At 67.1% G+C, this 22859-nt stretch carries 17 protein-coding genes; 9 read left to right on the forward strand and 8 right to left on the reverse strand.

Features of this window, described 5'->3' with window-relative positions:
• Positions 1-3 precede the first annotated feature (3 nt).
• From parE to UB43_RS23900, 7 genes are all read left to right on the forward strand, one after another.
• Positions 4-1899, forward strand: coding sequence for a DNA topoisomerase IV subunit B (parE, locus tag UB43_RS23870; RefSeq protein ID WP_045216173.1), 1896 nt, complete (start codon positions 4-6; stop codon positions 1897-1899).
• Positions 1899-2939 (forward strand): esterase-like activity of phytase family protein, encoded by a 1041-nt coding sequence (locus UB43_RS23875; RefSeq protein ID WP_082085895.1) that lies wholly within the window; start codon positions 1899-1901, stop codon positions 2937-2939. Before parE ends, UB43_RS23875 begins: the two co-directional genes overlap by 1 nt.
• A complete protein-coding gene (locus UB43_RS23880; protein WP_045216176.1) occupies positions 2936-3460 on the forward strand; it encodes a TIGR02281 family clan AA aspartic protease in 525 nt (174 codons plus the stop codon). Before UB43_RS23875 ends, UB43_RS23880 begins: the two co-directional genes overlap by 4 nt.
• Positions 3461-3467: 7 nt before the next feature.
• Positions 3468-5732, forward strand: coding sequence for a DNA topoisomerase IV subunit A (gene parC, locus UB43_RS23885; RefSeq protein WP_045216178.1), 2265 nt, complete (start codon positions 3468-3470; stop codon positions 5730-5732).
• Between the two features lie 151 nt (positions 5733-5883).
• On the forward strand, positions 5884-6606 hold the full coding sequence (locus tag UB43_RS23890; protein ID WP_045216904.1) for a membrane integrity-associated transporter subunit PqiC: 723 nt from the start codon (positions 5884-5886) through the stop codon (positions 6604-6606).
• Between the two features lie 245 nt (positions 6607-6851).
• The gene (locus UB43_RS23895; protein ID WP_045216181.1) at positions 6852-8408 is read left to right on the forward strand and encodes a glycosyltransferase family 39 protein; all 1557 of its coding nucleotides are present in this window, start codon (positions 6852-6854) and stop codon (positions 8406-8408) included.
• Complete coding sequence (locus UB43_RS23900) at positions 8408-9646, forward strand: calcineurin (protein WP_045216183.1); 1239 nt, start codon at positions 8408-8410, stop codon at positions 9644-9646. Before UB43_RS23895 ends, UB43_RS23900 begins: the two co-directional genes overlap by 1 nt.
• 1 nt (position 9647) lies before the next feature.
• Here the strand turns inward: UB43_RS23900 and UB43_RS23905 are convergent, their stop codons facing one another.
• Positions 9648-10184 carry a metal-dependent hydrolase gene (locus tag UB43_RS23905; RefSeq protein ID WP_045216186.1) on the reverse strand — a complete coding sequence of 179 codons (537 nt, stop codon included), beginning with the start codon at positions 10182-10184 and terminating at the stop codon, positions 9648-9650.
• Positions 10185-10235: 51 nt separating this feature from the next.
• Complete coding sequence (locus UB43_RS23910) at positions 10236-11804, reverse strand: AhpA/YtjB family protein (protein WP_045216189.1); 1569 nt, start codon at positions 11802-11804, stop codon at positions 10236-10238.
• A 224-nt stretch (positions 11805-12028) separates the two neighbouring features.
• On the opposite strand from UB43_RS23910, the gene serB reads away from it, so the two are divergent.
• Positions 12029-13249, forward strand: coding sequence for a phosphoserine phosphatase SerB (gene serB / locus UB43_RS23915; RefSeq protein ID WP_045216192.1), 1221 nt, complete (start codon positions 12029-12031; stop codon positions 13247-13249).
• A gap of 174 nt (positions 13250-13423) precedes the next feature.
• On the opposite strand, the gene UB43_RS23920 is transcribed toward serB, so the two are convergent.
• The 6 genes from UB43_RS23920 to UB43_RS23945 form a co-directional block, all read right to left on the reverse strand.
• Positions 13424-15496, reverse strand: coding sequence for an EAL domain-containing protein (locus UB43_RS23920; protein ID WP_045216194.1), 2073 nt, complete (start codon positions 15494-15496; stop codon positions 13424-13426).
• 65 nt (positions 15497-15561) lie between these two features.
• The gene (locus UB43_RS23925) at positions 15562-17376 is read right to left on the reverse strand and encodes a hypothetical protein (RefSeq protein ID WP_045216196.1); all 1815 of its coding nucleotides are present in this window, start codon (positions 17374-17376) and stop codon (positions 15562-15564) included.
• Between the two features lie 128 nt (positions 17377-17504).
• Positions 17505-18482, reverse strand: coding sequence for an HPP family protein (locus UB43_RS23930; protein ID WP_045216199.1), 978 nt, complete (start codon positions 18480-18482; stop codon positions 17505-17507).
• 75 nt (positions 18483-18557) lie between these two features.
• On the reverse strand, positions 18558-19427 hold the full coding sequence (asd, locus tag UB43_RS23935; RefSeq protein WP_045216201.1) for an archaetidylserine decarboxylase: 870 nt from the start codon (positions 19425-19427) through the stop codon (positions 18558-18560).
• 3 nt (positions 19428-19430) lie between these two features.
• Complete coding sequence (gene rhdA, locus UB43_RS23940; protein ID WP_045216203.1) at positions 19431-20246, reverse strand: thiosulfate sulfurtransferase; 816 nt, start codon at positions 20244-20246, stop codon at positions 19431-19433.
• A gap of 116 nt (positions 20247-20362) precedes the next feature.
• Entirely contained in the window at positions 20363-21886 is a 1524-nt protein-coding gene (locus UB43_RS23945) for an HDOD domain-containing protein (protein ID WP_045216205.1), read from the reverse strand.
• A 120-nt stretch (positions 21887-22006) separates the two neighbouring features.
• Between UB43_RS23945 and motA the strand changes: the two genes are divergently transcribed.
• Positions 22007-22858: a flagellar motor stator protein MotA gene (gene motA / locus UB43_RS23950; RefSeq protein WP_045216208.1), complete on the forward strand. Its 852-nt coding sequence runs from the start codon at positions 22007-22009 to the stop codon at positions 22856-22858.
• Position 22859: the final 1 nt, after the last annotated feature.

Raw genomic sequence — 22859 nt, forward strand, 5'->3', positions numbered from 1 at the left:
CCCATGGCCCAGCAGAACGCCTATAACGCAGACGCCATCGAGGTTCTCTCCGGCCTCGACCCGGTGCGCAAGCGCCCGGGCATGTACACCGACACCTCGCGGCCCAACCACCTGGCCCAGGAAGTCATCGACAACAGCGTCGACGAAGCGCTCGCCGGTCACGCCAAGAGCGTGCAGGTGATCCTCCACGAGGACAACTCGCTGGAAGTGATCGACGACGGCCGTGGCATGCCGGTGGATATCCATCCCGAAGAAGGCGTGCCCGGCGTCGAGCTGATCCTCACCAAGCTGCACGCCGGCGGCAAGTTCTCCAACAAGAACTACCAGTTCTCCGGCGGCCTGCACGGCGTGGGCATCTCGGTGGTGAACGCGCTGTCGACCCTGGTCGAGGTGCGGGTCAAGCGTGACGGCAACGAGTACCGCATGACCTTCGCCGACGGCTTCAAGTCCAGCGACCTGGAGGTCGTCGGCACCGTCGGCAAGCGCAACACCGGCACCAGTGTGCACTTCTGGCCGGACGCCAAGTACTTCGACTCGCACAAGTTCTCCGTCAGCCGCCTGAAGCACGTGCTCAAGGCCAAGGCCGTCCTGTGCCCGGGCCTGCTGGTCAGCTTCGAGGACAAGTCCACCGGCGAGCGCATCGAGTGGCACTACGAGGACGGCCTGCGTTCCTACCTGGTCGACTCGGTCTCCGAGAACCTGCGCCTGCCCGATGAGCCGTTCTGCGGTTCGCTGGCCGGCAACAAGGAAGCCGTCGACTGGGCCCTGCTGTGGCTGCCCGAGGGCGGCGAATCGCTGCAGGAAAGCTACGTCAACCTGATTCCCACCGCCCAGGGCGGCACCCACGTCAACGGCCTGCGCCAGGGCCTGCTGGACGCGATGCGCGAGTTCTGCGAATTCCGCAACCTGCTGCCGCGCGGCGTGAAGCTGGCCCCGGAAGACGTCTGGGAGCGCATCGCCTTCGTCCTCTCGATGAAGATGCAGGAGCCGCAATTCTCCGGCCAGACCAAGGAGCGCCTGTCCTCCCGCGAGGCCGCCGCGTTCGTCTCCGGCGTGGTCAAGGACGCCTTCAGCCTGTGGCTCAACGCCCATCCCGAGCTGGGCCTGCAGCTCGCCGAACTGGCCATCAGCAACGCCGGCCGCCGCCTCAAGGCGGGCAAGAAGGTCGAGCGCAAGAAGATCACCCAGGGCCCGGCACTGCCCGGCAAGCTGGCCGATTGCGCGGGACAGGACCCGATGCGTTCCGAACTGTTCCTGGTGGAAGGTGACTCCGCCGGCGGCTCGGCCAAGCAGGCACGCGACAAGGAGTTCCAGGCGATCATGCCGCTGCGCGGGAAGATCCTGAACACCTGGGAAGTGGACGGCGGCGAAGTGCTCGCCAGCCAGGAAGTCCACGACATCGCCGTGGCCATCGGCGTCGATCCGGGCGCTGCCGACCTGAGCCAGCTGCGCTACGGCAAGATCTGTATCCTCGCCGACGCCGACTCCGACGGCCTGCATATCGCCACCCTGCTGTGCGCACTGTTCGTCCGCCACTTCCGCCCACTGGTGGAAGCCGGCCACGTCTACGTCGCCATGCCGCCGCTGTTCCGTATCGACCTGGGCAAGGAAGTCTTCTACGCCCTGGACGAAGCCGAGCGAGACGGCATCCTCGATCGCCTGGCCGCCGAGAAACGCCGTGGCAAGCCGCAGGTCACCCGATTCAAGGGCCTGGGCGAAATGAACCCGCCGCAACTGCGCGAAACCACCATGGATCCGAATACCCGTCGTCTGGTCCAACTGACCCTGGATGACACCGAGGGCACCGTGGAAATGATGGACATGCTGCTGGCCAAGAAACGCGCCGGCGACCGCAAGTCCTGGCTGGAAACCAAGGGCAACCTGGCGGACATCGCCTGATGCGCTGGCTGTTGGCCTCCCTTGGGCTTTGCGCCGGCCTTGCCGTCGCCGCCCAGGCACCCGAGCAGGTCTCCAAGGCTGCTGCGCCGCTCGCCACGCCCATGGCGCCGGCGTCCTTGCAGTTCGTCGCGGAACACCCGGTGGAAGGCATGCCCAGTGGCAACCTCTCCGGGCTCGCGCTGTGCGGCAACGAGATGTGGACGGTGTCCGACCGCGACGACGACCGCATCTATCGCCTGCTGATCGACGAGACGCCGGGCAAGGCCTGGCAGGCCAGCGCCGAACCCTTCGTGGTGCCGGGCACGCCGGAAAGCGGCCTGTCCTGGGGGACCCGCGCGCGGGTCAGCATTGGCGGCCTGCTGCGTGGCGGCGCCATGGACTTCGAAGGCATCAGCTGCGACCAGGCGGGCAACCGCTACGTGGTCAGCGAAGGGTATGCCGCCGTCCTGCTGTTGCCCGCCGTTGGTGAGCCGAGCTGGTTGCCGTTGCCGCAGAACCTGCTGCGCCAGGCTCGCGCCAGTGGCCTGCTGATGGAGTTCAATGCGCTCTACGAAGGCATCGCCATCAGCGCCGACGGCAAGCAGCTGTGGCTGGCCGCCGAGCGTCAGCGTCGCGGCCTGCTCAAGGTGCACAATGAAAACGGCACCTGGAAGTGCGATGGCAACTGCGTGATGCTCAGCGAAGGCGGCACCGCGCTGCCGCCGCCGGAGCTGGGCGCAGAGCGTGCGCTGCCGATCGATTTCTCCGACCTCGCGCTGTACAAGGACAAGCTGTTCACCCTGGAGCGCCTGGCGCACCAGATCTGCCGCCGTGACGCCAGGACCGGCGCGCAGGAGCTGTGCTGGTCCTTCGCCGCCGGTGCGCTGGCCCCGGAACGGCGCTACGACCTGCCTTACGGCGTGGCCGAAGCGTTGATCCTCGACGAGCAGGGCGCCTGGATCGGCCTGGACAACGGCGAACACGCCCGCGCCGACGGCGATGGCCGCCCCTATGTGCTGCGCTTCGCGGCGCCGGCCGGCGGCTGGCTCGGTGGCAAATGAACGACGCAGTACCGGGCAAGCGGGTCGGCAAGGTCATGATGTTCCTCGCCTGGGGCGCGGGCATCCTGCTCGCCACCCACTATTTCGGCGCTTGGGAAACCCGTCAGCACAATCCCAACCCGCAACCGCAGTCGACTCGCGCCAATGGCACCGTGGAAGTGCGGCTGGTGGGCAATCGCGCCGGCCACTATGTGGCCGACGGCCAGATCAATGGCGAGGCGGTGACCTTCATGCTCGACACTGGCGCCACCCAGGTAGCCCTGCCGCAGCGCCTGGCCGACCGGCTCGGCCTGCCGCGCGGGTTGCCGATCACCCTGGACACCGCCAACGGCCGCAGCCAGGGCTGGCGCACGCGCCTGCCCAGCCTGCAGCTTGGCGACATCCGCCTCACCGATGTGCCGGCGCTGATCGCGCCGGGCATGGAAGGCGACGAAGTGCTGCTCGGCATGAGCGCACTCAGACAACTGGATTTCACCCAGCAGGACGGCACCCTGGTGCTGCGCCAGCGATCTACACCGTGAGGCACGCATGAGCGAAACCCTCGATCTGAGTCTGGAGGGCGTGGAGCGCCGGTCACTGGCCGACTTCACCGAACAGGCTTACCTGAACTACTCCATGTACGTGATCATGGACCGCGCCCTGCCGCACATCGGCGACGGCTTGAAGCCCGTACAGCGGCGCATCGTCTATGCCATGAGCGAGCTGGGCCTGGACGCGGATTCCAAGCACAAGAAATCGGCGCGTACCGTCGGCGACGTGCTGGGCAAGTACCATCCCCACGGCGACTCGGCGTGCTACGAAGCAATGGTGCTGATGGCCCAGCCGTTCTCCTACCGCTATCCGCTGGTGGACGGCCAGGGCAACTGGGGTGCGCCGGACGATCCCAAGTCCTTCGCCGCCATGCGTTACACCGAGGCCCGCCTGTCGCGTTATGCCGAGACCCTGCTGTCCGAGCTGGGCCAGGGCACCGCGGACTGGGTGCCGAACTTCGACGGCACGATGGACGAGCCGGCCGTGCTGCCGGCGCGCCTGCCCAACCTGCTGCTCAACGGCACCACCGGCATCGCCGTGGGCATGGCCACCGACATTCCGCCGCATAACCTGCGCGAAGTGGCCGCTGCCTGTATCCGTCTGCTGGATGAGCCGCAGGCCACCGTCATCGACCTGATGGAGCACGTCCAGGGCCCGGATTTCCCCACCGAAGCGGAAATCATCACCCCGCGCGCCGACCTGCAGAAAATCTACGAAACCGGCCGTGGCTCGGTGCGCATGCGCGCCGTGTACCGCGTCGAGGACGGCGACATCGTGGTCACCGCGCTGCCGCACCAGGTCTCCGGGGCCAAGGTGCTGGAACAGATCGCCGGGCAGATGCAGGCCAAGAAGCTGCCGATGGTCGCCGACCTGCGCGATGAGTCGGACCACGAAAACCCGACCCGCATCGTCATCATCCCGCGCTCCAACCGCGTGGATGCCGAAGAGCTGATGACCCACCTGTTCGCCACCACCGACCTGGAAAGCTCGTACCGGGTGAACATGAACGTCATCGGCCTGGACGGCAAACCCCAGGTCAAGGACCTGCGCCAGGTGCTCAGCGAGTGGCTGACCTACCGCACCGACACCGTGCGCCGCCGCCTGCAGTTCCGCCTGGACAAGGTCGAGAAGCGCCTGCACCTGTTGGAAGGCTTGCTGGTCGCCTTCCTCAACCTCGACGAAGTCATCCACATCATCCGCACCGAGGACCAGCCCAAGCCGGTCCTAATGCAGCGCTTCGAGCTCTCCGAGCTGCAGGCCGACTACATCCTCGACACGCGCCTGCGCCAACTGGCGCGCCTGGAAGAGATGAAGATCCGCGGCGAGCAGGACGAGCTGGCCAAGGAGCGCGCCAAGCTGCTGGCGATCCTGGGTTCCAACGCCAAGCTGCGCAAACTGGTGCGCGATGAGCTGCTCGCCGACGCCGAGACCTACGGCGATGACCGCCGTTCGCCCATCGTCGCCCGCGCCGAAGCCCGCGCCCTGTCGGAAACCGAGCTGATGCCGACCGAGCCGGTGACCGTGGTGCTCTCGGAAAAAGGCTGGGTGCGTTGCGCCAAGGGCCACGACATCGACGCCACCGGCCTGTCGTACAAGGCCGGCGACGGGTTCAAGGCCGCTGCGCCGGGCCGCTCGAACCAGTACGCGGTGTTCATCGACTCCACGGGCCGCAGCTACTCGCTGGCGGCCCACGGACTGCCGTCCGCCCGTGGCCAGGGCGAGCCGCTGACCGGCCGCCTGACACCACCGCCGGGCGCGTCCTTCGATCGCGTGCTGCTGCCGGAGGATAATGCCCTGTATGTACTGGCCTCCGATGCCGGCTACGGCTTCGTCGCCAAGGGCGAGGACATGCAGGCCAAGAACAAGGCCGGCAAGGCGCTGCTCAGCCTGCCCAACGGCGCGCAGGTCATGGCCCCGCGGCCGGTCGCCGACCTGGAGCAGGACTGGATCGCCGCCGTGACCACCGAAGGCCGTCTGCTGCTGTTCAAGGTGTCCGACCTGCCGCAGCTGGCCAAGGGCAAGGGCAACAAGATCATCAGCGTACCGGGCGACCGCGTCGCTAGCCGCGAGGAGTACCTCACCGATCTCGCTGTTCTTCCGACGGGCGCGACGCTGGTACTGCAGGCGGGCAAGCGCACGCTCTCGCTCAAGGGCGACGACCTGGAGCACTACAAGGGCGAGAGGGGCCGTCGCGGCAACAAACTGCCGCGCGGTTTCCAGCGAGTGGACGCCTTGCTGGTAGAATCGCTGTCTCAGGATTGAAACGCGGTTCGATACATTCTGCCTCTGGAGCTGAGGCGCCGGTTGAGGGATGATACGTCCCTTTGGCTACTGGCGCCTCGGCGTATTGCCTGACGCTGTAGTGAAATTTGTTGGAAGTAGCGCCGATTTTCGGCGAATGACGGTGAACCAGATGAGCGCTTGGCGCGTCTTGGCCTTATTTTCCCTCGTCAGCCTCCTTGGGCTGACGGGCTGTACAGTGAATCGACCGACCCAGTTGTACCAGCTGGACGCGGGCGCGGTTCCTGTCCCGACCCGTGACAACGGCGTCGCTGTTCTGCTCGGCCCGGTGTCCCTGGCCGATTACCTGAAGCGCGAGACCATGGTCCAGCGCCAGGCCGACGGTATCCTCAACTTGTCTACCGAAGCCCGCTGGGCCGGCAGCCTCGAGACCAACGTCAGCCAGCAGCTGATGCGCCTGCTCTCGGGCGAGCTGGACAGCACCCGCCTGGCGCTGTTCCCGGAGAAGCCCGGCTTCACCCCGCAGGTTCAGGTCATGCTGACCATCAGTCGCCTGGACTCCGGCCCCAAGGAGCCGGCAGTGCTGGAGGCGCGCTGGCGCCTGCTCGACCAGAAGGGCGAACTGCGCGACAGCCGCGTCTTCCGCGAGGAAGAGGCGCATTCGGGTAGCGTGCAGGACCAGGTGCGTGCGCAAGGCGACCTGCTGCGCAAGCTGTCCGTGCAGCTGGCCCGTGACGTGCGTCCGGTTGCCGCGGCGGTTGCCGAGCAGCAGGCGGCGCCGCCGCGCAAGCCGGCAGTGGCCAATACCGAGCAGGCGGCCAAGCCCAAGGAAGAAGGGCCGAAGATCCCGCTGGTGGTGCCGATCCGCACCGATGTCGAGGTCTACCGCTTCTAGGCCGATCCGCGCGATCGCAGCATTCGCGGCCCGCAGAGCGTAGCTTTGCGGGCCGTTTTGCTTCTGCCGTGGCCGGTTTTGACATCTTCTTGACGGCCCCTGTGGTATCTACGGGCGCTTGTGCAGGTTAATGGCGCCCGGACGTTTTCCGCGCGGAACCTGCGAGAGACTCGCGCGTGTCTTCACTCCCTCAAATTCCCGGTGTTCAGGCGGAATCCGCCCTGAGTCGTCAGACGCTTTGCGTGATGCTGGCGGCGCTGGTGCTGTTCCTGCTCGGTGTGCAGGGCGATGCCTTCGTCGGCTTCGACTCGCGCTTCGTGCTGTTCGCGCGCGAAATGCTGCGCCATGGGCCGAGCTGGTTCCCGACCACCTACGGCGCGCCCTATCCGGATTATCCGGGGACCTCGACCTTCCTGACCTATTTGCTGTCGCTGCCGCTGGGCCGGGTCACCGAATTCACCGCGTGGCTGCCCACTGCGCTCGCCGGGGCGATCTGCACCGGCGTTGTGTATCGACTGGTGGCTCCGTTCTCGCGCTCCTGGGCGCTGGTCAGCGTGGCGTCGCTGCTGCTGACCGCCACCTTCGTCAGCGAAACGCGAGCCGTGTCCCTTGACCTGATGGTGGCTGCCGTCGGCCTGCTGGCCTTCTATGTCGCCTTCCACGCCGAACGCCATGGCGTGCCGGGCCTGCTGCTGCGTCTGCTGCCGTTGCTGCTGGCCGGTTTCGCGCTGCGCGGCCCGCTGGGGCTGGTGGTGCCGGCGGGCATGGTGTGCAGCCAGTTGCTGCTGGACCGGCGCTGGAAGCCGCTGTTCGCCTTCTCGGCGAGTGCGCTGGCGCTGCTGATTCTCTGCGTCTTTGTGCTGATCGCCCTGGCGCGCTCGGCGGGTGGCGAAGCTTTCGTCCAGGACGTCCTGCAGATGCAGGTGATCGGTCGTCTGGACGGCTCCGCCGGCTCCAGCGATGCCCTGTATTACTTCCGCAGTTCCCTGGGCAACTATGCGCTGGCCTTCCCGCTTGCGCTGCCGGCGCTGGCGCTGCTCTGGCAGCGTCGTCGCGAGCCGGCGTTCCGTCTGGTGGCAGGCTGCGCCCTGGCGGCGCTGGTGGTCATGGCCGGCCTGTCGGTGCCGCAGGCCAAGAAGGCCCGCTACATCATCGTGCTGGCGCCGCTGGCCGCCATTGTTGCCAGCTATCCGTTCATGGTCGCCGGCAGCCGCCTGGCGCAGGGGCTTCGCGGCTTGCAGCGAGTGCTGTGGCTGGTCTTGCCGGTCCTGCTGCTAGCGGGTTTGTGGCTGGCCTGGAAGCGTTATCCGCAGGAGCTTGCCGCGCTGGGATGGCGCTTGCCGGTGTGCATCGTGGTGCTCGCCGCGCTGCTGGTTCTTGGCGCGCTGCGCTGGCGGCAGCCGGCAGCACTGGCGCTGGGTGCTGCGCTCGCGCTGTGGGCCAGCTACATCCTGGTCTTCGAGCCGATGGAGCACCGTCTGTACGACAGCCAGGCGTTCTCCCGCGAAGTGCTCCGCCAACTCGACGCACAGCCCGCACCGCTGGTGCTCTACGGCATGGCGCCGGACGCGCAGGCGATCAAGCTGATGGTCAACCTCGACCGCGACTTGAAGCCCCGGTTCCTCGATCGCCCTGAGCAGTTGGCGGCGCAGGGCGGCCCGTTCTACCTGATGATCCAGGCGCGCGATGCCGAGCGCATTGCCGCCACCCTGCCGGCGGCCTCCCAGCTGTTGTTCGAGGGCAGTTTCGACAAGGACACCTTCCGCCTGCTGCGCCTTCCCGGAGTGGGCAACAAGCCGTGATGAAAGCACTGACACCCCTGCTTGCCTGCTGCCTCCTGCTGGGCGGCTGCGGCGATTCCGATACCCAGGATGTGGTCGAGCGGGACCAGGCGTTCTTCCGCCAGCACCCGTTGCCACCGCTGGAAATCGTGTCCGGCGGCGGCAGCTTCGTACTGCCCTTGCTGCCCGATACCCAGTTCTACGCGGAGAACAACCACCGCAAGCGCCACCTGTTCCGCAGCGAGCAACGCTTCCCCGACCTGCCGTACCAGCCGGCGCTGGCGTTTTTCGCGCAGACCTTCTGGCTGGCCAGGTACGCCGAGGTGCTGCAGGTCCCGATGGTGGTGCACCTGGGCGACGTGGTGGAAAACGCCGGCGTTGCCACCCAGTGGCAGACCGCCAGTGGCGCCATGCGTACGCTGGAGGAGCGCGGCGTGCCCTACAGCATTGCCACGGGCGAGCGTGACGTGCACGAGGAGGCCAGCACGGATGATCGTCGCTCCTTCCTCGACCGCTTCGCGGATCATTTCGGCCCCGAGCGCGCCGCTTGGCAGAGCACCTACGTCGGCAGCGACCCCAAGGGCCTGAGCCAGGTGCACCTGTTCCAGCGCTACGGTCAGTCGTTCCTGCTGCTGGCGCTGGACTGGAGCCCCTCCGAGGCCACCCTGGTGTGGGCGCAGAGCGTCATCGACGAGCATCCCCATGTGCCGGTGATCCTCGCCTCGCACAGTATCCTGCGGCGCAGCGCTGCCGGCGTGGCGGAGCTGTCCCGGGAAGACAACGCCAGCGGCGCGCTGTTATGGGACCGGCTGATTCGCTGTAACGACCAGGTATTCCTCACCCTGAACGCCCATGCCGATGGGGCGGCGCACACGCGGATGCTCAACGACCAGGGGCACAGCGTGGACATGGTGATGGTCGACTACCAGCACCAGTACCTGGGCGGTAACGGCCTGCTGCAACTTCTGGAACTGGACCTGCGGCGCAACAGCCTCGCCGGTTTGTCGTTGTCGCCCTGGGTGCTGTGGAAGCGCCAGGTCTACCCGCAGGCTTACAAGCCCTGCGCGACGCCACAGGCCCTGCATGATTGCGATCAACTGATGCCGGAGGACTCGCCTGGCTGGGACAACCGCTTCCAGGTCGAACTGGATTACCAGGCGCGGTTCAGCAGCTTCCAGGGCTACAGCGCGCAGCTGCCTTTGAAGAGCACGCAAGCTCCCCTGCTGGAACAACTCCAGGTGCAGTTGGGCAAGCGCTGAGTCAGGCGCTCCGACGCAGCGCGCGGCGCAGGCCGATTCCAGCCAGCGCCACGCCCAGGCAGGGCAGCCAGACCCAGCGCGCCTCGGAGATCAGCACCTCCAGCCCGCGCGGGCTGAGGAAGCGCGACAGGCCGATGGGCGAGACTTCGATGGGGTGCAGCGGCAGGAAGTAGCGCTGGTCGCTCCACGGCCAGAACCAGGCAACGCCCAGTCCACCGTCGGTCATTGCATCCAGCACGCTGTGGGAGGCGGTGGCGAGCCCCACCCACAGGCCGGCCTTCAGCGGGCCGCTGCCCAGCAGGCGGCAGCACAGCGCCCCGAGCACCCCCATGCACGCCGCGAACAGCAGGGAGTGGCTGAAGCCGCGATGGCCGAAGGCGTCGTTGTAGGCAATGCCCAGCTTGAAGGCGACCACATCGAGGTCGGGCAGGCAGGCGGCGAGCATGCCGGCCAGCAGCAGGCGCGGCGGGATGCGGCGCAAGCCGAGCGCAAGGCCCACGGCGAGTGCGGGCAGGGGGTGGGTGATCAGGGTGGTCATGGAATCCTTTCCACGAGGGGCCAGGCGGCCCCCTCTCTTTCTATTGGGGGGTCAGGTCGTGCGCAGGGCACGCATGCGCGAGAGCTGGCGTTCGAGCATGGAAGGATAGGGTTCCTTCAGCCATTCCACGCAGCAGGCATTTTCCGGGCTGGCGATAGGACGAATACGTGCACGCTCGCGGACTTTTTCATCGTCACCGATGGACTTCTCCACCAGCAGCAGGTTGCGGCTGTGCTGGCTCAGGGCCAGGGCATCCTGGGCGGAAGCGTCCTGCAGCAGTTCGGCCTGTTCCAGGTCGGCGACGTCTTCGCCCAGCACCAGGCCCAGTTGCAGTTGCAGGGTAATACCGCTGTCGGCCACTTCGATCTGCAGGGCATGGCCCAGGGCGCGCATCAGCTCGCCGCAGCACAGGGCGTTGGTGAGGAATTCCTCGTCCTGGTCGCGGCTGTGGAAGAGGATCAGGCTGCCACCGTCGCTGAGGGTGTAGAGCGTGCCCTTGTACAGGCGCGCGGCCTGCTCCAGGCAGTCGCGGTAGCGCTGCAGCAGGTCGACCAGGCGGGCGCGTGGCAGGCGGCGCAGCTGTTCCTGGGCGCCCAGTTGTACGGCCAGCACGGCGCTGGTGCCGGCGGAAACCGGCTCCGGCTCGGCTTCGGGCTCTTCCTCTTCGACGCCGATCTCGTCTTCGGCTTCCTCTTCCGCCACTGCCTCGAACTCTTCCTCGGGGAAGTCTTCGTCCGCGTCGGCCTTGCGGCGCGCGGCGGGGGTGAGCAGTTCGTCGTCGGAGAAGATGTTCTCGTCGAATTCGTGTTCGTCAGTGGCGTCGCTTGCTTCCAGTACCGGCTCCCTGGCGGCGGGCTTGCCAGCCTTGGCCGGGGCTTTCGGGCGCGGCGCGGGGGCGCTGGCCACCGGCTCGGGGGCCGGCGGCTTCTCTGGCGCCAGGCGAGCTTGCAGCTGGCGGGCGAGGTCGCCGATCTCGTTCTGCAGGCCGGCGCCCGGCGCGCTGTCGTCCGGATCGCGCAGCCAGACGCGAAGTTGTAACAGGGGTGTGGAAATCTGCCGCCCCAGGCGCAGGCCGAAGGTCAGGGTGAGCAGCAGCAGGATCAGGCTGATGAGGCCCATGCTCTGCAGGCTGACCGTCATCGGCTGCTCGAACTGGTGCATGTCGAGGCTGATGCGCAGGTGGCCGGCGATCACCTCCTGGAAGGTGATGGGCGTGGAGTACAGGCCTTCGGCGTCCCCCAGCAGGCCCTGCTTGGGCCGCGTGCCGGATTCGGCAAGGATGCGGTTGTCCACGCTGTAGATGGCCGCGTGGGCCACCAGCGGGTTCTTGGTCAGGTTGTTGAGCAGCACGTTGAGGCTGAGGATGTCGTTGGACACCAGCAACTCGGTGGCCGACTGCGCGGTCTGCGTGGTCAGGCTCTGGCCGAGGGCGTCGGCCTGCTGCTGCATGGCCTGCTTGAACTGCAGGCCCATCACGCAGGCGTAGATCACCAGGGCCGTGGCCACCAGCAGCAAGCTGTGGACAGCGATGCGCAGGGCAATCGGCACGCGGCGCTGGCGCAGGGCGTGGAAGAGCAGCAGGAAGAAATTGTCGGGCTTGACGGAGGTGGGCCGGGTCACAGCGGGCTCGGTCTTCTCTAGGGCAGATGCGGGGCAGTATAACGAGGCCCTACCGGGGGGCAAAGCGCCGCAGGCGCTGTCAAGGCGGCGAAAGTCTGCGCGGCGTGTCGATCTGCCGTGCATTCCGATCGGCGGTGCCGTCTTCGCCGGTGGGCGAGCGGAGCATCCGCAGGCAGTGAAAGCAGGTAGAATGACCGCCTTTTTTCCATGGCGGAGACAGCGCCTTGCGCGAGATCGTCCTGATCAACATCACCGGGGAAGACCGCCCCGGCCTCACCGCGGCCATTACCGGCGTACTGGCGCAGGGTGGCGTGAACATCCTCGATATCGGCCAGGCGGTGATCCACGACACCCTGTCCTTCGGCATCCTGGTGGAAATCCCGGATAACGAGCGGGCCTCGTCGGTGCTCAAGGACGTGCTGTTCACGGCCTACGAGCTCGACCAGCAGGTGCGCTTCACGCCGGTCTCGGAAGACGACTACCGCCAGTGGGTCGGTGGCCAGGGCAAGCCCCGCCACATCGTCACCCTGCTGACTCGCCGGGTGACCGCCGAGCAGTTGCAGCGGGTCAGCTCGATCACCGCCAAGTACGGCCTGAACATCGACCAGATCGATCGCCTGTCCGGACGCATGCCGCTGGATATGCCGGCCGACAAAGGCAAGGGCTGCATCGAGTTCTCCGTGCGTGGTGAGCCTGCCGATCCGGTGGCCCTGCGCGCCGAGTTCCTCAGCGTGGCCCAGGAGCTGAACGTCGACATTGCCTTCCAGCAGGACTCGGTGTTCCGCCGCAATCGTCGCCTGGCGGTGTTCGACATGGACTCGACGCTGATCGAGGCCGAAGTGATCGACGAGCTGGCCAAGGCCGCCGGCGTCGGCGAGCAGGTTTCCGAGATCACCGAGCGTGCCATGCGCGGTGAGCTGGACTTCCGCGCCAGCTTCAAGGAGCGCCTGGCGCTGCTGCAGGGTCTCTCCGAGGACGTGCTGGAAGAGATCGGCGCCTCGCTGCGCCTGACCGAAGGCGCCGAAACCCTGTTCGCCGAGCTCAAGCGCCTGGGTTACAAGACCGCCATCCTCTCCGGTGGCTTCAGTTACTTCGCCAGGCAACTGCAGGCGAAGCTGGGCATCGACTATGTGTTCGCCAACGAGCTGCAGATCGTCGACGGCCAGCTGACCGGCGTGGCCATCGAGCCCATCGTCGACGCCCAGCGCAAGGCCGACCTGCTGCGTGAGCTGGCGGCTAAGGAAGGCCTGCAACTGGAGCAGACGATTGCCGTGGGCGATGGTGCCAACGACCTGCCGATGCTGGGCCTGGCCGGCCTGGGCGTGGCCTTCCGTGCCAAGCCGCTGGTCAAGCAGTCGGCCAAGCAGGCGATCTCCACCCTCGGGTTGGATGGCATCCTGTACCTGCTCGGCTTCCGTGACCGCGAAGGTGTGGACGGTCTCTGATCCGCAGCAGAATGAAAAAGCCGCCCCGAAGGGCGGCTTTTTTGTTTTCGCATGTTCTGGATGGCTTGGCGTAAAGCGAATCCGATCGCGGACAGGGTCCGCTCCTACGCCCAGGCCGGGGGTAGGAGCGGACTCTGGTCCGCGATGGATCACCCCTGATGCCGGAGCATTCGCTTACTCGTCCGAGGCGAAGTCGTAGTCCATCGCCTGGCTGGGGCCCTGCAGGTAGCGGCCCTGGATGTAGTTGGCGCCGGCCTGCCACAGGGTGGCCAGCGCGGTGGCGCTTTCCACCATGGGGACGATGGTCAGCTTGGCCTGGGCGTGCAGGCTGGCCATCAGGGTCTTGAGGTTTTCCTGGTTCTCCGGGACGTTCAGGTCCTGCACGTAGGAGCCGTCGACCTTCACGAAGTCGACGTTCATGTGTTTGAGCGTGTTGAACGGGTTGAGCGCGCAGCCGAACTGACAGAGCGCGATCTGGCAGTGCAGCTCGGCCAGGCCCTGGCTCAGCACCTTGGCCTGACGCAGGAAGGCGATGGCGTCCGGTTCGCTGATCTGCACGATCAGTGCGTCGGCCGGCAGGCGCGAGGCCTTGAGTGCCACGCTCAGCCACGGGAGCAGTTCCGGGTCCTGCAGGCTCGAACTGGAGAGGTGCACGAAGAGTTTGGTCTCGTGCCCCTTGGCGCGGTGCTCGGAGAGCAGCTTGATGGAGTTGAGCAGCACCCAGCGGTCGATCTTCTCGGCCAGGCCGCTGGCCTTGGCGGCGTTGAGGAAGTCTGCCGGTGGCACTTCCTCGCCCTGCGGGTTGAGCAGGCGCAGCAGTACTTCATAGTGTTCGTGGGTGTCGCCGCGCAGGCTGATGATCGGCTGGAACAGCAGGCGGAAGCTGTTCTGCTCCAGCGCCTGGCGGATGATCGCGCTGATATCCCCGCGGTAGGCGGCGGCGGCCAGTTCATCGGCCGGGTTGAAGACCTTCAGGCCGTTGCCGTTCTTCTGTGCGACCTCGTCGGCGCCGCGGTGGGCGCGTTCGATGACTTCCTGGGCGCGGGTGGTCTTTTCGTCCAGCCCGGCCGTGCCGATGGACAGGGTGACCTGTGCGGTGCGGCCATGGATGTCGAACAGGTGGCCTTCGATCTTCTTGAGCAGCGAATTGAAGCGGGGTGCGGAGTGCTCCGGGGCTTCGCCCGGCAGCAGCACGGCGAACACGTCGTCGCTCAGGCGCGCCAACTGGGCCGGCTCGGGGAACTGCCCGCGCAGCAGGTTGCCCAGGTCCGCCAGCAGCAGGTCGATGCTGGCGACGCCCAGGTCCAGTTGCAACGCCTGCGCGCGGTCGAGCTGCATGTAGGCGAAGGTGGCCGGCTGGCCGGCGGTCACTGCGCGTTCAACGGCGCTGTCCATCAGGTCGAGGAAGTGGGCGCGGTTGTACAGGCCGGTGACTAGGTCCTGGCTGCTGACTTCGCGGAGTTTTTCCTCGAGCTGGGCGTTGTCGGACTCGGCACGGATCACTACCTGGATGCATGGCTCGCCGTCATAGGTGGCGGGCGAGAAGGTCATGCGCGCGGCGAAGGCCTGGCCGTCGCTGCGGATGCCGCTGCAGGCGAGGTCGGCGTTGTCCTCGGTGGTCTGATAGCCCTTGAGGAAGTCCTTGAAGTTGGCCTGGTCGCAGCCGGCGATCAGGTCGATCATCGGCATGCCTTCCAGTTCCTCGGCGTCCTCGTAGCCGAACAGGCCGACATAGGCGCGGTTGGCGTAGATGTGCATGCCGTCGTGGACGTAAGTGATGGCGTCCACCGAGCTGTCCAGCAGCAACTGGCAGCGCTTCTCCGCTTCGCGCAGGGCGACTTCGGCGGAGCGGCGGGCACGGCGTTCCTCGAGGTTGGCCAGCTCGCGGTTGGCCACCAGGATCAGGCGCTCGTCCTCGCCTTGCGGCAGGGCATCCTGCGCGCCGAGGGCCAGGGCCTCGGTCACGGCATCGGAATCAGTGCCGCTGACCAGTTGGATGAAGGGAATGTCCTTGGCCTGGCGGCGAATGGCGCCCAGCGCTTCGCTGGGGTCCAGCGCTTCGGCTTCCGGGGCGGCGATCAGCAGGTCCCAGCCCTGGGGCAGGATGTCCGTCAGGTCTTCACTGGAGGTGATGCGGTGGACGCGGGTCGCACGACCGGCGTTGCGGAACAGGCTGACCAGGCGCTCGGCTTCGTTCTGCGAGTCTTCCAGGATCAGCAGGCGGATGGTTTTCTTTTCATTGGCCATGAGGAAGGCTGCTTATACCGTGCTGGACGGCAGCAAAAAGGCGACGAAAGGGAATCCTCCGGAATCTACAGAGACTTCCACAGCGAGTCAAAGTCTTCCTCCCCGCCAGCGCCGCGAGCATTCGTGGCTGTGATGGGCTTATCGCTCGGCGCGCCGGCTGCATCCTGTGCCTGGTATTCGAACTGGGTGAAGCTGGCGGTGGCGGTGACCTTGCGCGTCAGGGTGGCGCGGCGCTCGTCGCCCTGCAGGTTGAGCTGCACGCGATTGCCTTCCTGGAACGGCAGGCGCGGGGTGATGACGGTGGCCGGGCGGGAGATCGCGGCGATCTCCGGCAGCAGCAGGGCGCGCAGGTACTGGCTGCCCTGCTCGGTCTTGCGCAGCAGTTGCAGGCCGCAGGGCTGGGCGAGCGGGGCGATCAGTTCGATACCCATCTGCGTGCCGCCGCCGCGGACCTGGCGGATCCAGCGCACCACGGCGACGCTCCAGCTGTGCTCCGGGGTGTCCTGGATGCCGAGGATCTCGCCGGCCTGCAGCTGGCTGGGGATGTCCTTCGGCCAGGTCAGGCAGTAGCCGCCGGGGCTGTGGTTGACGATGCTCAGCGTGTAAACCGGGTAGTCGTCGCGCGGGATTTCCGCTGCGGCGCCCAGGCCGAGGCTGGCGTCTTCGGCTGTACGTGGCGCGGTGTATTCGATCTCCTCGAGCGGCATGCCGGGTTGCCAGTCGTTGACCTTCTGCGCATCGAAGGCGCCGGACCAGGCATCTTTCACGTCGGCCTTGAAGGTCGGTACCTGCTCCTGCACCTGGATTTTCAGCAGGTCATTGAAGTTCTTGCGGCCGGCGAGGAAGTAATGCAGGGCGCTCATGCCGATGCACAGGGTCAGTTGGCCCTGGCCGGGGGTGCGGTGGAAGGTGCGTTCGGCGATGTCGCCCCAGGCGGCGGCGAGGTGCTGCAGCAGGTCGACGCTGACGCCCTCGGGCACCTTCAGGCGCGCCTGTGCGCGGTTTTCCGGCGGCAGCAGCAGGTATTCGCGGATCGCGTCCACCAGCGGTTGCGGGTCGATGCCCAGGCTGCCGGCGAGGTCGCTTTCCTTGAACAGGGTGCGGTAGCGCGGTGGGCCATCTACCTGCGGCACCACCACGAACAGGGTGGAGGGCGCATCGGCGGCCTGCACTTTCACCTGCGCGGCCCAGCCTTCGAGGACTTCGGCGACGCGGGCGATGTTGTTCTGGCGCATCTGGTTGCAGCGCGCCGAGCCGAGCATCAGCGCCACCAGGTAGGACTGCTCGATGGACAGCCCCTGGGCCTGGCGGGCCAGTGCATCGCGCACCGGGGTGTGTTGCAGGCCGTGCTGGCGGGCCAGCTGGTAGAGCTGGTGGAGTTCCAGCCAGAGGTTTTCCGGCACCGGGCAGTACAGCTGCGAGGCGCGCACCAGCGGCCCGCAGAGGCTGCGGATGGCGCGCTGGATGGCGGCGGTCATGACCTGGGCGCGCTCGCGGGTGAAGCGCGAGGCTTCGCGCACGACAATCAGCTTGTAGCCGATGGCCAGGTGGTTCTGCAGTGCCTGGCAGAGGTTGGCGACCTTGCGCGGGCGCTCGTCCAGGACGATGGACTGGTTGAGGAAGTGACGCTCCAGGTTATGGCAGACGAAATGCACTTCCGGGCGGAACAGTTCCAGCAATTGCAGGCGCGTCTCGACCGGCAGCTTGAGCTGGTTGAGTTCGATCAGCCCCTGGTAGAGCTGGCGGGCCGTTTCACCGAGGTTGGCCTTGGGCAGGTGATCCAGCCAGTTTTTCAGCTCGCGCGTGTTGGCGTTGCAGAAGCTCAGGCTCTCGTGCGTCGGTGTGGGGACGCGTAGAAACTGCTGGGGACTGTTGTCCATGGTGGGAATGGTTTCTCCACAAGCCGGTTCGTTGTACGAACCGGTTGGTCATAACTGTCGGCTTTTTCCGAACTCTAGCAGCATCCGTCGCCCGCCGCAGCCCATCGCCCGGATGGTGCGCGGACAGGTCACGCCAGCGGCGTTTCGCCTGTGATCTGTCGTTGCAGGGCGTTCTTCGCCGAGTCCTGCGCGGTGCTGCGCACCCAGCCGTCGCCCTGGGCGATCACCGGATGGGCGGCCCAGTCGAGCAGGTCCTGGCGCCGGCACACGCCGGTGTTGCCCTTGCCGGCGCCGGCCACCACCTTGTAGACCACCTGGTCCTGGCGGCCACGTTTGTCCGGGTGGTCGTCGATCACCTGGCGCACGGCCCAGGCGTCGCCGCTCAGAGCGTTGCTGTAGCTGGCGCCGAGCAGGATGTCTTCCGGCGTCAGGCGCTGCGCCTGGGCGTGCTCCTGGGCCAGCTGGAGGATTTTCAGCAGGTCGTCGAACTGCACGTCGATGAACGAATCCATCTTGCGCAGCGCGTGGTAGAGGTCTTCCGGGGAAGGGCCGGCCGGCAGCCTCGGCGAATCTGGCAGGCGTGCCAGCGGCGCGGGGTAGCGGCGCCAGGCGAACAGCCCGTTGAACAGCACGGCGACGGCGAGGATCAGCACCACGTTGAGCAGCACCGGGCTGAGCACGTAGTGGAAGCCCAGCGCGGTCACGGCCGGGCCGCCGGAGACTGCGGCCAGTGCGGTGGCGCCGCCTGGCGGGTGGATGCAACGCGCGTAGTGCATGACCAGGATCGCCGCGCCCACGGCGAGGGCGGGGGTGAAGGGCTGGTCAGGAAAGAGTTTCTGACAGATCACCCCGACAATGGCCGAGAGGACCTGGCCGCCAAGTACCGCCCAGGGCTGCGACAGCGCACCGTGGGGAACGGCGAACAGCAGTACGGCGCTGGCGCCCATGGAGGCGACGACCCAGATGGCCGCTTCGCTGGGCAGGACCCAGTGGGTGACGGCGTAGATGACGGCGATGCCGCACAGCGCTCCGATTGCGGAGAGCCATTTCTCGAGATGGCTGGTGGCGTTGGCACGCCAGCCCATCAGGTGCAGAAAGCGTTTCATGGCAGGGAACTGGCACGATGAGGCGAAAAACGTTGGCGGGCGGCTCGTTGGCCGCCCGCCTTATAAGAGTGGGCGTCAGCCCTGGCGCGCGCCACCCAGGCGCTCGCCCATGCGCACGGCGCTGGTGGCGGCGAGGTTTTCCGCCCAGCTGACCTGCTCGGGGCCGAACAGCACGATGGCGGTCGAGCCCAGCTTGAAGCGGCCCAGCTCGGCGCCTTTCTCCAGGTGGATCGGCGCGCGGGAGGCTTCGTCGTAGGAGAACGATTTCAGCTCGCGCTTGGGCGGCGTGACCAGGCCGGCCCAGACGGTTTCGATGGAGGCGACGATCATCGCGCCCACCAGCACCACGGCCATCGGCCCGCGCTCGGTGTCGAAGATGCACACCACGCGCTCGTTGCGGGCGAACAGCTCCGGCACTTGCTCGGCGGTCAGCTGGTTCACCGAGAACAGCCGGCCGGGCACGTAGACCATCTCGCGCAGGGTGCCGGCCAGCGGCATGTGTACGCGGTGGTAGTCCTTGGGCGACAGGTAGACGGTGGCGAACTCGCCGCCCATGAAGGGTGCGGCGCGCTCGGCGTCGCCGCCCAGCAGTTCCATCAGGCTGTAGCTGTGGCCCTTGGCCTGGAACACCCGGCCGTGCTCGATCGGGCCGAGCTGGCTGATGGCGCCGTCGGCGGGGCAGAGCACCGCGCCTGCGCTTTCGTCCAGCGGACGGGCGCCGTCTTTCAGGGCGCGGGTGAAGAACGCGTTGAAGTGCTCATAGGCACGCAGGTCCTCGACCTGGGCTTCGCGCATGTCCACCCGATAGCGGCGGGCGAACCAGGGAATCAGGCGGTCCTTGAACCAGGGCGCGCGGCACTCCGCGGCGCAGCCGATCAGGCGCGACAGCAGGTGATGCGGCAGCAGGTACTGGCTGAGGATGAACAGGCGATCTTTGAACGACATTCCTTAAACCTCTACGGGGGTGTCGGGATGGTTGCCCCATTCCGACCAGGAACCGGCATAACCCTTGACCCGCGGATAGCCGAGGGCCTTGGCCACCAGGTAGGTGAAGCCGGAGCGGTGGTGAGTCTGGCAGTGGGTGATCACTTCCTTGTCCTTGGTGATGCCCAGGTCCTCAAGGATCTGCGGCATATCGGTACGGATGCGCAGGGCGCGGGCCGGGTCCATGCCGGCGGTCCATTCGAAATTGACGGCGCCAGGCACATGGCCGGCCTTGGCGGCGAGGACTTTCTGGCCGCTGTACTCGCTGGGGTTGCGGGCGTCCCAGACGGCCAGGTCGGCGGCGCCCAGTCGGCTCTGCAGGTATTCGCGAGTGGCGGTGGGTTCGTCGTGCAGGGTCAGCGGCAGCGGGCCACCGGCCGGCGCCGGGACGTCCTCGGAGAGCGGCAGGCCGTCGGCGAGCCAGGCGTGCAGGCCGCCGTCGACGTAGTGGTACTGGTCGTGGCCGATCACATCCAGCAGCCAGATGAAGCGGCCGGCCCAGCCGCCGCCCTCGTCGTCGTAGACCACATAGACGGCATCGGGGTGGTGGCCCAGTTCGCCGAACAGCGCTTCCAGGTCGGCCTTGGCCGGCAGCAGGCCGGGCGCCGGAGTGCCGCCCAGCTGGGTGCGCGCAGGGGCGACGAAGCGGGCGCCGGGGATGTGGCCCTGGGCATAACGCGCGGCGCTGGTCAGGTCGACCAGGATCAGTTCGGGGGCGTCGAGGCGGCTGGCGAGGTCAGCCGGTTCGATCACCAGGGGCAGGGCGGAGAAGGCGGACATGTCGGAGTCTCCCGGCGGGAACGGTGGGGGGAGGCAACGTGAGCAGGCGCCCTGGGCTACCCCGTGAGGGCGGTTAGTTTAAAGGGGACGCGGCGGGGCGCAAACCTTTCGAAGGATCAGGAACCCCGCGCCATCTGCTTCACCGCGTGCTCGATGCACTGCACGGTGCGGCCGAAGGCCTGGGCGTGCAGGTCCGCCAGCGGCCGGCCGTTGCGGTCGCAGACGACCAGCATGACTACCCGCGCGCCGTTGCCCAGCGAGCGCAGCAGCAGGTGTTCACTGGGCAGCAGCGCCTTCAGCGAGCCGGGAATCAGCGCCGAGAACTCGGCCATGTTGGTCGGGCTCAGGCGCAGTTGTCCGGGTTGTTGCAGGAGTTTGCGCAGCACCGGGCTGGCGGCGACTTCCAGCTTGAAGTCGCCGATCTCGCCGTCCAGGCCGAAGTGCCGGCGCGCCTGCAGCCAGCTGCCGCCCTTGTCGGCCAGCAGGATCATCCCGCGTTGCAGCCCGCAGGCCTGCAGGGCGTCGCTGGCGCAGTCGAGCAATTGCACGGCGTTGCCGAACGGGCTGGGCGTCTGCATCAGGCGGGTGCAGTGCTGGCGCCATTCGGCGAGGGTATCCGGCGCCTTGGCCGGCTCCTCGGCCTTCGGGCCGTTGAGCCAGCGGCGCGCATCCCAGGGCCAGAGCAACGCCTGCGCCGGGTGCCAGAGCAGTGGGCGGGCGTGGCGGCGGGCGCTCTGCGCGGCGAGGCCGTGGACGGTCTGCTGCAATTCTTCCAGCGGCATCTGCAGATACAGGCTGGTCAGGCGCTGCCAGCGCAGCATGTGCACGCCGCCCCAGGACTGGTGGGCGGCCATGGCGATGCTGTTGGCCAGGAGGATGGTGTTGGCCGGGCGGGTCAGCCAGCGTTGCAGTTCCGGATCGGCGTCCAGGCGCTGCTGCTGGCCCAGCGGCTCGTGTTCGGTGTGGGCGACGTGCAGGGCGCGCACCAGCAGGCGCTTGTCGTCGCTGAGCAGGGCGTAGCCCTGGCCGACCCAGTCCGGCAGCCGCCAGTTGTCGGCCAGTGCGCGACACAAGGGCAGCAGGGGAGTGCCGAGCAGCTCCTCTTCGACTTCGCTGCTGCAGCGGCCCAGGCCGTAGACCTGGCGCTGCCAGTTCTCCATCAGCTCCGGCTTCGCGGTGGCCAGCGCCCACAGCGGCGCGAGGGTGAACAGGCTGCCCCAGTGGATTTCCTGCCAGAGCCGCGCCAGGCGGTTGGCGAACAGGCCGCTCGCCTGCTGCATGGCATGGCGGCTGATCAGCAGCAATTGGCTCAGGGCTCGCGGCATCTGCGCCTCGGGCATCGCGGGCAGGCTGTCGAGCAATTGAGTGACACGGGACAGGCCCAGGCGATTGAGGGCGACCTCCAGGCTTTCCGCCGGATTGTCCCGTGCACTCTGCGCGCGGTTGGCCTCGCGCAGGATGGCAAAGGCCAGGGTCGGCGCGTCCTGCAGCAGTTCGGAAATGTCCCGGATCGAGCGGCGGCTGTCGTTCAGCGCCCGGCGAATGTCATCGCGCTGTTCCAGCGGAACGGGCAAAGGCAGATCTTCCAGCTGGGTTAGCCAGGCCTTGAGACGCTCTGGATGAAGCACTTGCTTAGGCATGCGTGAGGCGCCGAACTGGTTTTTAGTGTTTTCGGCCTATAGTCTTGCCCGAAATCTCCGATAACAACAGGGAGGCGGGAATCATGCCTCCTTTCTGTTCACAGTTTCAGTCCGGTCCCCATGGCAAAAATCATCGGCATCATCGTCATTCTGGGTAGCGTGCTCGGCGGCTACATGCTCTCCGGCGGCAAGATCGCGGCCATCATCCAGCCGTTCGAAGTGCTGATCATCGGCGGCGCCGCGCTGGGCGCCTTCCTCCAGGCCAACCCTGGCAGCACCTTCATGACCGTGCTGAAGAAGGCGCCGAAGATGTTCGGCAACCGCTTCACCCACACCTTTTACCTGGAAGTGCTGGGCATGCTTTACGAAGTGCTCAACAAGAGCCGCCGCGAAGGCATGATGGCCATCGAGGCCGATGTCGAGGACCCGGCCGCCAGCCCGATCTTCAGCAAGTACCCCGCGGTGCTCAAGGATGACCGCATGACGGCCTACGTCTGTGATTACCTGCGCATCATGTCCTCGGGCAACATGGCGCCCCACGAGCTGGAGGGCCTGTTCGACATGGAACTGGGCAGCCTCAAGGAAGACCTCGAGCACCCCGCGCATGCGGTGACCCGCGTCGCCGACGCCCTGCCGGGCTTCGGTATCGTCGCCGCGGTACTGGGTATCGTGATCACCATGGCCCTGCTCGGCCAGGGCAGCCAGGCCGAGATCGGCCACCACGTCGCCGCGGCGCTGGTGGGGACCTTCCTCGGTATTCTTGCCGCCTACGGCTTCGTCGGCCCGCTGGCCAACGCCCTGGAGCACGACGCCAAGGAAGAGCTGAACCTCTACGAAGCGATCAAGGCCTGCCTGGTGGCGTCCGCCTCCGGCATGCCGCCCTCGCTGGCCGTGGAGTTCGGCCGCAAGGTGCTGCTGCCGGCGCACCGTCCGAGCTTCAGCGAGCTGGAGCAGGCCGTTCGCGGTCGCTGAT

It is taken from the genome of Pseudomonas sp. 21, assembly GCF_000955805.1.
Lineage (GTDB): Bacteria > Pseudomonadota > Gammaproteobacteria > Pseudomonadales > Pseudomonadaceae > Pseudomonas.

Bases quoted from the DNA above. Each gene is read 5' to 3' on its own strand.
- parE (WP_045216173.1), top strand. From the start codon at position 4: ATGGCCCAGCAGAACGCCTATAACGCAGACGCCATCGAGGTTCTCTCC.
- UB43_RS23875 (WP_082085895.1), top strand. From the start codon at position 1,899: ATGCGCTGGCTGTTGGCCTCCCTTGGGCTTTGCGCCGGCCTTGCCGTC.
- UB43_RS23880 (WP_045216176.1), top strand. From the start codon at position 2,936: ATGAACGACGCAGTACCGGGCAAGCGGGTCGGCAAGGTCATGATGTTC.
- parC (WP_045216178.1), top strand. From the start codon at position 3,468: ATGAGCGAAACCCTCGATCTGAGTCTGGAGGGCGTGGAGCGCCGGTCA.
- UB43_RS23890 (WP_045216904.1), top strand. From the start codon at position 5,884: ATGAGCGCTTGGCGCGTCTTGGCCTTATTTTCCCTCGTCAGCCTCCTT.
- UB43_RS23895 (WP_045216181.1), top strand. From the start codon at position 6,852: ATGCTGGCGGCGCTGGTGCTGTTCCTGCTCGGTGTGCAGGGCGATGCC.
- UB43_RS23900 (WP_045216183.1), top strand. From the start codon at position 8,408: ATGAAAGCACTGACACCCCTGCTTGCCTGCTGCCTCCTGCTGGGCGGC.
- UB43_RS23905 (WP_045216186.1), bottom strand. From the start codon at position 10,184: ATGACCACCCTGATCACCCACCCCCTGCCCGCACTCGCCGTGGGCCTT.
- UB43_RS23920 (WP_045216194.1), bottom strand. From the start codon at position 15,496: ATGGCCAATGAAAAGAAAACCATCCGCCTGCTGATCCTGGAAGACTCG.
- UB43_RS23925 (WP_045216196.1), bottom strand. From the start codon at position 17,376: ATGGACAACAGTCCCCAGCAGTTTCTACGCGTCCCCACACCGACGCAC.
- UB43_RS23930 (WP_045216199.1), bottom strand. From the start codon at position 18,482: ATGAAACGCTTTCTGCACCTGATGGGCTGGCGTGCCAACGCCACCAGC.
- asd (WP_045216201.1), bottom strand. From the start codon at position 19,427: ATGTCGTTCAAAGATCGCCTGTTCATCCTCAGCCAGTACCTGCTGCCG.
- rhdA (WP_045216203.1), bottom strand. From the start codon at position 20,246: ATGTCCGCCTTCTCCGCCCTGCCCCTGGTGATCGAACCGGCTGACCTC.
- UB43_RS23945 (WP_045216205.1), bottom strand. From the start codon at position 21,886: ATGCCTAAGCAAGTGCTTCATCCAGAGCGTCTCAAGGCCTGGCTAACC.
- motA (WP_045216208.1), top strand. From the start codon at position 22,007: ATGGCAAAAATCATCGGCATCATCGTCATTCTGGGTAGCGTGCTCGGC.